This window comes from Calditrichia bacterium (assembly GCA_020634975.1).
GTDB lineage: Bacteria > Calditrichota > Calditrichia > RBG-13-44-9 > J075 > JACKAQ01.
On record JACKAQ010000001.1, the window covers coordinates 213,987 to 228,363 of the forward strand.

A 14,377-nucleotide genomic window follows, 5' to 3' on the forward strand; every position below is an offset into this window, starting at 1 on the left:
ATTTTGGAACCGAATTTTATTTATCGCAAACGGGTAGAATTTTCTGAAACAGATGCGGCCGGCATCGTTCATTTTGCCAATTATTTTCGCTATATGGAAATGGCTGAACACGCGTTTTTCCGGTCGCTGGGTGTTTCCATTCACCCAAGAAACAGCGAATATGGGTTTCCGCGTGTATATGTGGATTGCAATTTCCGGGCACCGCTGCATTTTGAGGATGAATTGGAAGTGCATGTCTATGTCACGGAAAAACGAGAGAAGAAGCTGACGTACCGTTTCGAAATCTTTAAAATGAGTGCTCAGGGGCAATCTGCAGATCAGCCACTGGAAGCCGTTGCCACAGGTGCTTTTGCGGTTGTGTGCGTTCATTGGGATCCGCAAACAAAATCGATGAAAGCCCGCCCGATTCCGGCAGAAATCGCCGAAAAAATCACTGTAATCTCAAAATAATACAACTTTTTTTTCACTCCTTTCCAACAATCCCCCAACCGCAACTAACACTTTTACAATTACTTGAGCATTGAAAAATGTTATGCGTTCTGGCGCTTGCCGGAACGATGAAAAAATTATCTTGATAAGATTTTTTGCAAAGTTTAACTTATCGCGGCTGTATTGAGCATCGGAATCTTTTATTAACGACATTTCGATGAAAAAGTTTAATAAATCTGAAGGAGGATTATTATCGAATCTTAATACTGCTCGCCTATCTTTGCATTCTATTTTTTACAATCAGGAAATTCTTTATGTACGCTTAGCTTAGTTATAATTAATTCCAATTATGGAGGAGTAAATGAAAAAATTTTTAACCGTAATTTTTGTTTCCTTGTTTACCGCCGTTCTCTTCGGACAGGGTAATACCACTGCCACGATGACCGGTGTTGTAAACGGAGACAATGGCGAACCGCTTGTTGGCGCAAACGTTGTAGCGGTTCACAATCCATCGGGAACGAGATATGGCGCCAGCACCCGTATTGACGGGCGTTTCACTATCCCCGGTATGCGGGTTGGTGGTCCATACACAGTCACCGCATCATATGTTGGATTCAATGATCAGGTTGAAGAGAATGTTTATCTTAAACTTGGTGTGACATCGCATTTTGAATTTAGCATGAAAGAAGCTGCAATTGAGATCGCTGGCGTTACAGTTGTCTCAAAACCGGGCTCCGTCGGCGAGAATTCTGGAACAAGTACCCAAATTTCGACCGAAAACCTTGAAGAACTTCCGTCGCTCGATCGTAATTTAAACGATTACGTACGGCTCACCCCTCAGTCCAGCCAATATGGCGAAGGTATAACATTTGCCGGTATCAACAACAGATACAACGCAATTTATATCGACGGGGCTGTAAATAATGACGTTTTTGGTTTGGCCGGATCCGGTACAAACGGTGGTCAAACAGGTATTTCGCCTTTTAGCGTTGACATTATCGATCAGTTGCAAGTCGTGCTTTCTCCGTACGACGTTACACTGGGCGGATTTGCGGGTGCCGGTATTAACGCTGTAACCAAATCTGGTACAAACACCATTAAAGGTACTGCATATACCTATCTGCAAAATCAAAGCCTGGTTGCAAAAACAAACGGCACACTTGCCGATCGCCTGGGCATCGAACGCGAAAAAGTAGATGATTTTTCCAAACGCGTTTACGGTTTCTCCCTCGGCGGACCGATCATGAAAGACAAACTCTTTTTCTTCGGTAACGTCGAAATTCAAAAAGACGAAACACCGCTGCCATTTGAAACAGAAACTTACACATCCGTTGCCGGCAGATATTCCGTATCCGATTTGAATAGATTGCGTAACCATCTTATCAACACTTATGGCTACGACCCCGGAACATTCGGTAATGTTTCAGATGATCTTGATGGCTTAAAGATTTTTGGTAAACTGAACTATAACATCAGCAGAAACCATTACTTAACCTTGCGCCACCAATATACAAAAGCTGAACAATTTGACCGGACTGCGGGTAGCAGCAGCACCATTAACTTTTCTAATAATGGCATTTATTTCCCGAGCATCACCAACTCAACCGCACTGGAACTGAACTCTCATTTTGGGTCCAAATATTCTAACAACGCGATTTTGAGCTTTGTGGCTGTTCGTGACGACAGAGATCCGCTCGCCGGCGATTTTCCGTATGTATTTATTGAAGACGTAAGCAGCGGTCTGATTCGTTTTGGATCTGAAGAATTTTCTACCGCAAACCAATTGAATCAGAACATTTTTGCGTTTACCAACAACTTTAATTGGTATCGCGGCAAACACACCCTCACTTTTGGAACACACAACGAATTTTATGACATTTATAATGTGTTCATCGGCCAGAACTATGGTACATACCGTTTTGCCAGCATTGATGATTTTATCAATGGCGCTCCGGCAGAAGAATATGACCGCGCATATTCGTTGGTAGATAACCTTACTGGCGACGGCACCGCAGCAGCAGCAGACTTTAAAGCAATGCAGTTGGGCTTTTATGCACAAGACGAATGGACGATGAGCCCCAAACTGAGATTAACGGGTGGTCTGCGGGTCGATATTCCGGTTATCACTTCCGATCCGGTTGAAGATACCTATCTGAATAACACTGCGCTGCCGCTGATGGCTGCTAAATACCCGATTGCGAAAGACGCAGTTGCCGGAAAAGCACCGGATGGCCAAATTATGCTTTCTCCCCGTTTGGGCTTTAACTATGATGTAAACGGTGATAATCGCACTATCGTTCGCGGTGGCGCTGGTTTGTTCACCAGCCGTATCCCCTTTGTTTGGCCGGGCGCAATGTTCAACAACAACGGACTTACTCAGGGACGTGTCAGTGAAGGCGATATTGCCGGTGACGTCGATTTTATCCCGAATATTCAAAATCAATACACCAACCCGAACTTTAGCGTGCCTTCCGGTCAAATTGACCTTTTCACCAAAGATTTCAAATTCCCCCAAATTTTCCGCTCGAATTTGGGTGTTGATTTCCAAATGCCTTTTGGTATTTATTCAACCGTGGAAGCACTTTACACCAAAACGGTTAATAATATCAATTACACCAATATCAACTCCGACCCGACCGTTGATTACACATGGACAGGTTCCCCGGATAACAGAGAAGTATTCACAAGAAGCAGCATTGATCCGACCTACAGCGCTGTTTATCTGGCATCCAATACGTCCAAAGGATATGGTTATAACCTGACCGTTTCATTAGCTAAAAACTTCGATTTCGGCTTGAACAGCACATTGGCATACTCCTATGGCGATGCAAAAGCGTTGAGTGAAGGAACATCCTCACAAAACTCTTCCCAATGGAGAGGTCAAGTGAACATCAACGGCAGAAACGACCCGTCCTATGGCCGGACAGACTTTGCAGTCGGTCACAGATTCCTTTCATCACTGAGCTACAAACATAACTGGACCTCAGACAAGAACATGGCTACAACTGTTTCGCTGTTCTTTAACGGCCAGTCAGGCTCTCCGTTCTCTTATGTAATCGGCGGTAGTAATGCACGTAACCTCAATAACGAAACTGGCAGCACCAGCAGAAACCGCAGCTTGATTTACATTCCCGAATCAGCATCAGACATCAATCTGGTTGATTATGTAAGTGGCAGCGAAACCATTACGGCTGCACAGCAGTGGGAACAACTGAACGCATTCATCGAAGAAGATGCTTACCTGAAAAACAACCGTGGAAGTTATGCTGAAAAGAATGGTGCATGGGCTCCGTTTAGCGCAACTTTCGATCTCGGTATTCGTCAGGATGTTGGTATCAATGCCGGTGGACAAGTTCATCGTATTCAGTTCCTGGTTGATATTTTTAATATTGCCAACCTCCTCAACAGCAAATGGGGAACTGTTTACACCGTACCTGGCGATTTCAACAACTACTTCCTGTATCAATTTGAAGGGTATGAAGCAGATGGTACAACCCCCAGATTCACATACCGGAAAGATAATGTTGGAAAAGATGATTATGATATCGCCGGTTTGGCTTCTCGCTGGCGGATGTCATTCGGTATGCGTTACTTTTTCAACTAAAATATTAGCACAGAGTAACAAAAAAGGCTCCTTTACGGAGCCTTTTTTTTACCATTCATTAAAGGAAAATCCAATTGAAAAGAAGATTCCTAAACCTGATTTTTTCAGTGCTGCTCATTTTGCCCGTTACTCTACTGGGCGGTGGGAAGCAGCCGTATCTCATCTTGATTTCATTTGATGGATTCCGGTGGGATTATCCGCAGCGGGGATTAACGCCAAATCTGGAACGCGTTGAAAAACAAGGTGTTAAAGCACTTTCTCTGGAACCTGTCTTTCCTTCCAAAACCTTCCCGAACCACATTTCAACGGTAACGGGTTTGTATCCGCAAAACCACGGCATCATCATGAACAGCATTTTCGATCCATATTCCGGGGAACGATACAGCCTGGGCAATCGCGATGCCGTTCAGGATGACAAATGGTATCTCGGCGAATTTTTTTGGGAAACAGCCGAACGGCAGGGCATTATTACCGCCAGCTATTTTTGGCCGGGATCGGAAATTTTACTCGATCATCGCCACCCCACTTATCGGGAAATGTACGAACACAACCGCCCGTACGATGCTCGGGTTCAGGGTGTTCTGGACTGGCTGCAATTACCGGAAGCTGAGCGTCCCCATTTTATCACGCTGTATTTTCACGAAACCGACAGCAAAGGGCATGATTTCGGTCCGGATTCGCCGGAAGTAAACGCCGCCATAAAACAACTGGATGCGTTGCTCGGGCTGCTGCTCGATGGATTGCAAAAAAATAATATGCTGGATAAAACCAACATTATGATCACTTCCGATCACGGAATGACCAATGTCGATATCGAGCGAATCATCGATGTGCAACAACTGCTGGATGGTTTCGATTGCCAATATCACGAAATTGGCCCGGTTATGATGGTTCAACCCAAACCGGGCGAACTGGATTCCGTTTACCAAAAATTGCAGCAAACCGCCAAAAATTTTGCAGTTTACAAACGTGAGGATGTGCCGGAATATTTCCATTTTTCCAAACACCCGTTTATTTCGGATATTGTTTTGATAGCGGAAATGGGTTGGAGCCTGCACACAACCGGCTCCGCAGATCGTTACCGGCAACGCCACAAAACCGGCGGCAACCACGGATACGATAACCACCACATGGACATGCACGGTATTTTTTACGCAATGGGACCGAATTTCAAAAGCGGGTATCCAACCGGAACCGTGCGCAATATTGATGTTTATCCGTTGCTCTGCGAAATTTTCGGCATCATGCCGCGCCAAAACCTTGACGGCGATTTGTCGCGAATTGCGTTTGTGTTGAAAAAATAGGCCTGCCAATTTGATGTAAGCAACAGGTCATTCCTGCGAAGGCAGGAATCTCCCGGCTTTCAACAACTATTTTAAATTATATTTTGGGCGAGAAAAAAATAGAACGGGGCAACTTTTGCCCCGTTTTTTATTCAAATTGTTCTTTAAATGTTGCGAATTGCTCTTTTAGCGATTCCAGCTCTGCGGTTAAGGATTCCACTTTTTCTTCCAGCAATGTTAACCGGGAAGCGCCAGCGGCGGCGGCTTGTGGCATAATCATCGTGGTTTCTTCCTGCAATTTTTCGATATCCGGCTGCCCGGACATTAAATGGATAAAGCGCGGCTCTTTTTGTCCTGGCCACACCGGCAATTGCATCACTTGCGGGAATGGCTTGCGGGTATCTGCGGATAAATCTTTCAGCACTTCTTCCACTTCCGTTAACGTTGAAAAATCAGCCATTCGTTCCGTCCGGCTGCGAATTTCGCCGATGGTTTGCGGACCGCGCAGCATCAAAACGCTGAGCACAGCCATTTCCCGTTGATTCAGAAAAAATACTTCGCGCATGCGATGTTCGTATTTTCGAACCCGGCTGCCACTGCCGGATACAACCACCAACATTTGCTTTTTGCGAAGCTGCTGAAGGGTATCCTGCACCAGATCTTCATCATATTCCACGACCGGTGAACGGTTGGATTTCTGGTTGCTGGCTGTCCGGATTGCATTGGGCGTAAGTGGATAATATTCAGGGGTGGTCAGTTGCTTTTCCATCAAAACACCCAAAACGCGTACTTCTTCTGCGGAAAACTCCGACATATATTTCCTCCCCTATACTATTGTTTTTGATACAGTTACTGATTCGCAGCAGCTTTGTGATCCAATATCCCGAGCGGTTCCAGCGTTGTTTCTGAAAGATATTCGTCGGGCGTCAACTGAATCATGGCATGCCGCAGAAAGCGCGGTAAAATTCTTTCCCGGGTCAGCAAAATGTTCTCCGGATCTTCGAGATGCGCAATCATATCGTAATATTTTTCTTCACCATGTTCCGTTACAACCTGGTGCTTTCGTTCCGGCTGGCGGAAGTGATACAACATGCTCATCGGGTCGGCTTCCGGATGAAACTGGGTGCCGATCATTTCGTTGGAAATCCGAACGCCCATCAGTGCGCGTTCGAGCTTCGGGTTTACCCGTTGTAACTCACGGGCGAGAATATTGCCGCCCAGTTGCGCCAGTTGTTTTTCATTGGGCGAGATCACTTCAAACTGGCGGAAATCCGCCACATAAAATTGGCGCGGCAGCAAATTGAACAGCGAATCGTTATCGGCAGATGCCGTTTTGACCACCGGAATAATCCCAAAGGATCGCTTATCCCGTTCCTGCACAACGGCAAATTTGAAAAATCTGGCCATCATTTGAAATGAATGACAAATGAAAAACACGAATTTTTTAGATTCGGGATTGCCTTCGTTGTGGTTCCAGATGGCATCGATCAGCCGGAAATAGCGGTTTTCCCATTCCATTCCCACACCATCGTACGGGCTGCCCGGTCCGCCGGTGGAAATGTAAATATCATAATCCAGCCCCGGCGTTTCGGTTTTGTATCGCGTGTCGTAAATATCGAGCATCACACCGCGATTGGCGACCGAACCACTGGCATTCCCCACAATTTCTTTAATACAGCGCATTCCCTGATTTGGCTCATTGTTATACAAATCCAGAACAGCAATTTTTACAGGAGGCAAACGCATAAACACTCCAAATTATATTGATAAAACTAACATCCGGCGCAAATGTTCAAATTGTTTTCCAAACGCCTTTACAAACTATCTCTTTATTATGATAATCGGCAAAGCTAAAAAATCTTTGTCTTTTTTTTATTTTTTCAATGCTCAATATATCATAATCAGCCCATATTGCAAAATGGAAATCTTGTGGTATCGACAGTTAGTGCAGTTTATCAACCGGTGAGGAAAGCGCCACGGAATCGGTTCGCACCGAGAAAATTCTTGAACGAGAAGCGAAAGATTGCTATTTTATTAAAAAATAGAAGGGATAAAACTTGACACGATTTGCGACATTTGATGCCGAAATTCAGGAAGGTCGTACATTAAAATTACCAACCGATGTGTGTGACAAATTGCGGCTGGACGCCGGCGACAGAGTGGAAATTTCCATAAAAAAAATTAAATCCGGACGGCTGGATCTGATTCTCGCGGAAAATCCACTGGTTCAAATCCTGAATTTACGGCGGCCAACAGAACCGGAAACGAATAATCAATGAAAACTTTTGTCGATCAGTCAGCATGGATTGCGTTGGTCAATCCCCAAACGCCAGTCGAAATTCGCGTTGCCAAAGAATTTGAACGCGCACTATCCGAAGGCGATCGATTGTTTACGCACAACATTGCCATTGGCAATGCCATGAGCGAAATCAAAAAGCAAAACGGAGCTATCGTATCCAACAAATTTTACGAAATAGTTGATGCTGCATACAGCGGTGCCCACCTGAGCATGCTCTGGATTGGTCGCCGCACTCAAAAAGAAGCAGTTTGGTTGATGAAAAAACACAGTTCACTGGACCTCGATCTTTACGATTATGCATGCTTTATCCTCATGCGAAGAAGACGATTGCGCACGATTCTAACCACGAAACCCGATTACAAACAGCTACAGCTCAGCGTGATTCCGGAACCGAAAGAGTGAATTAAATGGTTATTACCCAGCAAGTTGTACTGAATGAAGAGTACCGCGCCCTTGCATTTTGCGGTGGAATAGGTCGCGGTTTTTTGCGTCAAAAAATTGCCCGGGAATTGGTTGCCAAAGGCAAAAAAGTGTTGATGCTCAGCAACGGGCTGCAACATTTTCCCGGAACCGGCGAGATGGTGGTTTGTTCCCACCCCGATTTACTGGTGAAAGTGCTCCACAAAAAATTTGACACCCACCATTTGTTATACGCAGCCAATCGACTGGAAGGGCAATATTTACAAGGGTTTCCATTGGAAAAATGTGCGGAGATCCAGTTGCTGTTGCCCGATGTCTTTCTACTGCTGGAATTGGGAAACAGCATGCAACACTGTTTTAATCCCAATGAAAATTCGGCAAGCTGGCAGGCTGCCCAATGTTGGGATCAACTGATTTATCTGGTTGATATCCAACAAATGGATTCGGTAGATTTGGAATTGCAGGACGGTGTTGGTGTACCTTTACAAGCTCCCGGAAATTCGCCGGAAACGATGCTGGAATTTCTGACCGATCGCGAAATCGGCGTGAAAGAAATTTTCGAACAACCGTGGCCGGCGATGCTGGTTTTTGCCGGTGCAAATATGCCCGCACGTGAAAACCGGGCTATCACTTTCTCCCGGGAACTGTTTGCGGAGGGCATTTGCAACGTGGTTGTCGGCGATTTGCAAACCAATTTGATCAAACGATTACCGGCGATATGATGTTTAAAAAAAACAACGTTGTTTACATTTGCGGCGGGAACGAAATCGCCAGTGCTACGGCTGTACGGCTGCACAACAGCGGCTTCGAAATTGTTTGCGTTGTAAATGAAAACGAGAATAATCTTCGCTATCATTTATGTATCGGCGATGCCATCTTCCAGGGTCAGAAAATCCTCGAAAACGTTACCGCAGCAACCATCGATGAATCGCTATGGGGCATTACAGAGGGCGAAGATCGCCCGTCAAAAATTCATCAGGCGCTGCAATATTTGTTGAAAGATCGTAAAATTGCGGTAATTCCGCAGGCGGATCTTTCTTTCGCAATGGATGCGTTGCCGCCGGATGTGATCGTCAACTTCTATTCCGAAAATTATTCGCCCATCACTATCGACGATGCCCATCTGGTCATCGGTGCGTTTCCGCTGCACCAGCCCGGCACAAATTGCCATATTGCGGTAGAAACGCGAGAAACTTATCACATTGGTCGATATTACACACCCAACTGTCACATTCCGGAAGCAATCAACGATCCATTTTTTAAACAACCGTTTGACTGGTGCAAAAGCCCGATTGGCGGTGTATGGGTTTCCCTCAAAAATATCGGTGATATGGTGCATTACAACGAAGCCATCGGCAGGGTGGACAGCATCGAAATCCGTTCGCCGTTTGACGGACAGATTTGGGGATTAACCCACAGCGGTAAAATTATCGAAGCCCGGGCAGCCGTTGCACAAATTTTCCAGCATACGCCAAGCGATGCTTTCCGCTATTTCGGATACCGGGAGCAGGCAATTTCCGGCGGAGTGTTGGAAGCACTATTGCATTTTGCAATGGATTAACGCGCAAAAAACCCCTGCCACGTTTTGATGAAAACAATAATTATTATCCACACCTAAATATATATAAACTATAAATTTAGATCGTTATTTTAACGTCTTTTCCGTGCTTTTGTGGCACCTGTTCCACAATGCAGAAAAATGCAACACCAATCGATATATACATGATTTTATTGAGTTTGTATCAATACTTAATTTCTGGCAAGCAATTTGTTATTTGTTACTTTAGTTGTATAAAAGAAGCGTTTTAAAAGAGAAAAATTTAATAGATTATTGTGGAGGTCAATCATGAAAATGCTCAAAAACATTCTCGTGACATTATTGATTTGCAATGGCTTGATGATGGCCCAAAAAGGCTGGATAATGGATAAAGCGCACTCAAGTGTGGGATTTGAAGCTGAACATATTGTGGTATTGAGTGATGATTATGATGAGGAAAAAGGCTATCCGACGGTTGGTGTGACGCAGGGATTTTTTGAAGAATTTGAAATTCAATTTGTTCCGGGGGAGAACAATTTTGAAAATAGCAAATTCGTTGCCCAAATAGCCGCCAAAAGTATTGATACGGACAACGTCATTCGCGATATGGATTTGAAATCGGAGAACTTTTTCTTTGTTGAAAAATTCCCGATGATCACTTTTCACAGCAAATCGTTCACAAAAATGGATGACAGCAAATACAAGATGACAGGCGAGTTAACCATGCGCGGCGAAACCCGCGAAGTTGAGCTGGAAGTATTGCTAACAACCGTATCCAACGATATTTCGAATTATGTATCATTTACCGCAACCGGTTTGGTTGACAGGTTTGATTTCGGGATGAAATGGAGCGACATTTTCGAAAACGGCCGGTTTCGGGTTTCCCAATATATCAAGCTTAAAATGCAGGCAAATTTTGTGAGCTTTGCCAAATCGTAATTGACGCTGGCTTATTTTGTCCGGATGACAGCGCCGCCGCAATCCCATTTTGTTTGTTGGCAATAAAAAAATATCGTGTGTTTTAAAAAAATGGAGTTAATCGTGAATATTTTCACCGCACTGAAAACAGCCGCTTTCACTGCATTACTTTTTATGCTGGCTGCAACTTTTCAGCCCATTTCTGCTCAGGAAGAAGGACTGGATGAAACCGAAGACGTGGCATGTGAACCGGAAAACATGACCACACCTTACGATGCTTACGCCGATGATTCTGTTACAATGGATCAAATTCGAATTTGGTACGATTACGGTCGCGAATATTACAAAAAAGCACAGTACGGCAAATCCGAAGATAACTATTCAAAAGCCCTCCCCTATTTCTGGAAAGTTGTGGTTAACGACAAAACCGGTGCTTTTAAAGTAGTTTACGGCAAAATTGTAGATTGTTACCTGAACCTGAATCAGCCGGATAGCGCGATGCTGGCAACATATCGCGGGTTGAAATTGTATCCGGATTATCCGTCGCTGCATTATCACGCCGGATACTTGCAAAAGAACAAAGGGAATATTAAATGCGCCATTTTGCATTACGAAGCGTTGGTTTCTGATGAAACCCAAAACCCAGATGCGTTAAAAAATTACTATATGGTGTTGTCTCAATTGTACTTACAGCTTGAAGATGAACGCGCCATCGACGCACAACGGAAAGTGATCGAATACGATCCGGAAAATGTGGAAGCAGCAACAACGCTGGCACGAATGATGGACTTTTTTGGGATGGACCCGCTGAAAGCCCGTGAAGAAGCATTTCTAAAAGATACGACCAATGTGCTGAACGCTCGCCAGTACGGCATGATTGCATTTGAATCCGGGCAATACGACAAAGCGCTTCGCGCATTTAACGCGGTGCTGGTTCAGGAACCGGAAAATGTGGAAGCATTTAGCTACATCGGGCGCGTTTATGAATCGAAAGACCAGCTTTCCAATGCGATCAACGTTTACAAAAAAATCATCACTATCGACCCGGATCGACTCAATACATTATGTGCGTTAGCTTCTGTTTACGGAAGATTGAACGAATTTTCGGTGGCACGTTCGTATATCCGACGGGCAATTAATAAAGATGCCGGTTATGGATTGGCTTATATGGTGATGGGTGAAATTTATGAAAATGCGGTTATGAATTGCTCCAACAAACGCGAAAAAGATGGCTACAGCTACGACGACAAACTGGTATTTGAAATGGCTCGCGAAGAGTATCGCAAAGCTGCATCAAAAGATCGTAACGTTGCCTCTTCTGCACAGAACCGTTACAATCAACTGGCGCCGTTTATTCGCACAAAAGCAGATAAACACATGCAAGGAAATCGCGACACGCTAAAAGATGGGTGTTATGCATGGATTAATCCAAACATGTAACTGTCACTATTTATTTGATTTAGCTTTTTTTGAACATACATTACCTCCTCATTAATGAACCGCTGTTCTTGATCCTGTATTTAGACGGCGGTTTATTATTTTGAGGCACATCAATTTTGCCATACAGTTCATCCAGCAACTGTGCAGAAATTTTCATAAAATCATATTCCGTAACAATGCCAACCAATCGCCCGGATTTTACAACCGGCAAACAGCCGATTTCGTGTTTTTGCATCATCAAAACCGCATCGACGGTAAACATCTCCGGTGATGCGGTAATCGGATTGCGAATCATAATATCGCCGGCACAGATAGCTGCATTTTTTCGCCCTTCGTTGGCACATACATAATGATGAATAATGCTCCGCGAGGTAATCAACCCGACCAACTCCCCGTTGTCGCCCTCCACGGGAATGTGTCGCACATCTTTCCAATCCATGATGCTGGTCACCAAATCCACCAAATCCGTTTGTTGAACGGTAAACAAATCGTTCGCCATAATTTGTTCAACCCGCCCAAATTTATTGATCCAACTGCCTGCTTCATCGATGGTTGCCAGATCCCATTTGTGCACTGGCGTGTTGGTTTTTTGGCGTTTTACGATGCCGGCTGTCAGCGCAACCAGCGATTCATCGCCGTAGCCTTTTTCTTTCAAATTGGTAAATGAACGCAGCATCCAGCGGGAGCCGGTGTTTCCCGATTCCACTCTTTCCTGAATAATCGAGAGGTATTTTTCGCTATCCACCGCATCGATATTGGCACGTTTCAATCCGTTTTTGGCGATTGGCAGCAACTCTTTCAACACCAGATCCTGCGCCGTGTAACGGGTATCGTTGATCCAGTAAAAGCTGGCATCGAGCCCGTTTCGTGCGGCATTTGTAAAATTTTCAACAGCCAGATCAAATTCAATTTTATTGGGCAAATTGCGATATTCGTCCGGCATTCCGTGCATCAACCCAAACCAGAATGCAGCGTTGGCCACTTCGTCCACAACGGTCGGACCTGCGGGCAGTACGCGGTTTTCGATGCGCAAATGTGGCTTGCCATCCAGAATGCCGTAACAGGCTCTGTTCCATCGATAAATCGTTCCGTTAAAAATACGCAATGCCGTAAGTTCCGGTATTTCGCCATTTTTGAAGATATCCCAGGATTTTTCCTCTACATCTGCGTACAGCAGCAAACGGAATCGCGATACGTCATCCTGAAAAATTTCCAGAATGGAATTGCGCACCCACTGATCGGAAAAGGACACCCGCGAGCGTCCTTTGCGCAAATGATGCGACATATTTCGCGTATCGATGGCTTGCTGGAACAGCGCGATGCGGGTTTCGTGCCACAGCCGCTTTCCAAAAAGCAGCGGCGAATTTGTGGCTACCGCGAGCACCGGCGCGGTGATCAGTTTCGAAAAATTATAAGTATCGATAAATTGCGCGGGGCTCACCTGATAATGGATTTGAAATGAGGTGTTGCAAAATTCGAACGACGGATAATCCTGTTTGAAAATCAGCTCATCTTTGCCCAAAATATGATACTCGAACGGGCCGCCGCGCATACGGCGCAGGCTGTTGAACAGCGCTTTATAACGGGGTATTGGTGTCATGTTATCCAGTTCCAAATCCATATTCCGGATGGTTGGCAGAATGCCGCAAAGGATGACATCACCGCGCATCATCCGGACAGCTTTGCATGCTTTTGCGAGAGCGGCGTGTATTTCAGTTTCCAATTTGCTCAAACAATCTCCGTTAAATTCCATGGGATCGAGGTTAAATTCCAGATTAAATTTGGCAAGTTCAGTTGTGAAATGCGGGTCGCGAATGCGCGGCAATACACTTTCGATGACCGGTGCCGGACGCCAGAATTCATCGATCATGCACAATTCCTGTTCTGCACCGATTCGGGTAATATCGCTTTCAATCGCTCCGGATTTGATCATCTCATCCAGCGTACGCAGATCTTCCAATAGCGATCGCATAAACGCCTGCAACTCCAGCGATTGAACAGCTTCTTTTACATTCAACTTACCCATTGGCAACCCCTTGGATTCAGAATTGTATTCAATATTCTAAAAGAACAAATTTCGCAATTATTTGTAACGTGCTGGTAGAAATCGTCGGTTGTCAGTCAATTCGAAAATCATGCTGCATATTACGGCAGCATCGTTTAAAAGTCAAATCAGCTGTTTTGGGTTTAACTTTTTGTTACAGTGCTCGCCGTGTATAAAAGTTAAGCATTTTTTCGCGTTAACGATATAGCTTTATCGGCAGATGTATTTTTTATTTTGATCCGCAAGTTTTACTCCCGGCTTGATATTTACACAAAAAAAGGGTGCCACAAAATCGTTAGCAGCCACGCGATGCACAGAATCCATAAATTCCGATTTTTCAAATAGTTAAGTAAAAATTTAATCCATTTCGTTTAAATCGCTCCAATTGTGTGGCAGAGCGATA

General features: G+C 44.7%; 12 protein-coding genes. 9 read left to right on the plus strand and 3 right to left on the minus strand.

Translation table 11 applies throughout. The annotated features are described in order from the left end of the window. Positions 1–3 precede the first annotated feature (3 nt). The 3 genes from H6629_00870 to H6629_00880 all read left to right on the plus strand — a co-directional run bounded on the left by H6629_00870 (position 4) and on the right by H6629_00880 (position 5,337). The gene (locus tag H6629_00870) at positions 4–450 is read left to right on the plus strand and encodes an acyl-CoA thioesterase (protein ID MCB9066348.1); all 447 of its coding nucleotides are present in this window, start codon (positions 4–6) and stop codon (positions 448–450) included. Positions 451–790: 340 nt separating this feature from the next. Beyond that, positions 791–4,033 carry a TonB-dependent receptor gene (locus H6629_00875; GenBank protein MCB9066349.1) on the plus strand — a complete coding sequence of 1,081 codons (3,243 nt, stop codon included), beginning with the start codon at positions 791–793 and terminating at the stop codon, positions 4,031–4,033. Between the two features lie 95 nt (positions 4,034–4,128). Then, positions 4,129–5,337 carry an alkaline phosphatase family protein gene (locus tag H6629_00880; protein ID MCB9066350.1) on the plus strand — a complete coding sequence of 403 codons (1,209 nt, stop codon included), beginning with the start codon at positions 4,129–4,131 and terminating at the stop codon, positions 5,335–5,337. 127 nt (positions 5,338–5,464) lie between these two features. On the opposite strand, the gene H6629_00885 is transcribed toward H6629_00880, so the two are convergent. Further along, positions 5,465–6,130, minus strand: a complete 666-nt coding sequence (locus H6629_00885) for a YceH family protein (GenBank protein ID MCB9066351.1) — start codon at positions 6,128–6,130, stop codon at positions 5,465–5,467. Between the two features lie 35 nt (positions 6,131–6,165). Beyond that, positions 6,166–7,062 carry a GMP synthase gene (locus tag H6629_00890; protein MCB9066352.1) on the minus strand — a complete coding sequence of 299 codons (897 nt, stop codon included), beginning with the start codon at positions 7,060–7,062 and terminating at the stop codon, positions 6,166–6,168. 311 nt (positions 7,063–7,373) lie between these two features. Here H6629_00890 and H6629_00895 point away from each other — a divergent pair, with 311 nt between their 5' ends. The 6 genes from H6629_00895 to H6629_00920 all read left to right on the plus strand — a co-directional run bounded on the left by H6629_00895 (position 7,374) and on the right by H6629_00920 (position 11,930). Continuing rightward, the gene (locus tag H6629_00895) at positions 7,374–7,595 is read left to right on the plus strand and encodes a hypothetical protein (GenBank protein ID MCB9066353.1); all 222 of its coding nucleotides are present in this window, start codon (positions 7,374–7,376) and stop codon (positions 7,593–7,595) included. Further along, the gene (locus tag H6629_00900; protein MCB9066354.1) at positions 7,592–8,017 is read left to right on the plus strand and encodes a hypothetical protein; all 426 of its coding nucleotides are present in this window, start codon (positions 7,592–7,594) and stop codon (positions 8,015–8,017) included. Before H6629_00895 ends, H6629_00900 begins: the two co-directional genes overlap by 4 nt. Before the next feature lie 5 nt (positions 8,018–8,022). After that, complete coding sequence (locus H6629_00905; GenBank protein ID MCB9066355.1) at positions 8,023–8,757, plus strand: hypothetical protein; 735 nt, start codon at positions 8,023–8,025, stop codon at positions 8,755–8,757. Continuing rightward, a complete protein-coding gene (locus tag H6629_00910; protein MCB9066356.1) occupies positions 8,757–9,596 on the plus strand; it encodes a hypothetical protein in 840 nt (279 codons plus the stop codon). Before H6629_00905 ends, H6629_00910 begins: the two co-directional genes overlap by 1 nt. 285 nt (positions 9,597–9,881) lie before the next feature. Then, positions 9,882–10,511, plus strand: a complete 630-nt coding sequence (locus H6629_00915; GenBank protein ID MCB9066357.1) for a YceI family protein — start codon at positions 9,882–9,884, stop codon at positions 10,509–10,511. A gap of 102 nt (positions 10,512–10,613) precedes the next feature. Beyond that, positions 10,614–11,930, plus strand: a complete 1,317-nt coding sequence (locus H6629_00920) for a tetratricopeptide repeat protein (GenBank protein MCB9066358.1) — start codon at positions 10,614–10,616, stop codon at positions 11,928–11,930. Between the two features lie 40 nt (positions 11,931–11,970). On the opposite strand, the gene H6629_00925 is transcribed toward H6629_00920, so the two are convergent. Further along, positions 11,971–13,956 (minus strand): CBS domain-containing protein, encoded by a 1,986-nt coding sequence (locus tag H6629_00925; GenBank protein MCB9066359.1) that lies wholly within the window; start codon positions 13,954–13,956, stop codon positions 11,971–11,973. Between the last annotated feature and the right edge of the window lie 421 nt (positions 13,957–14,377).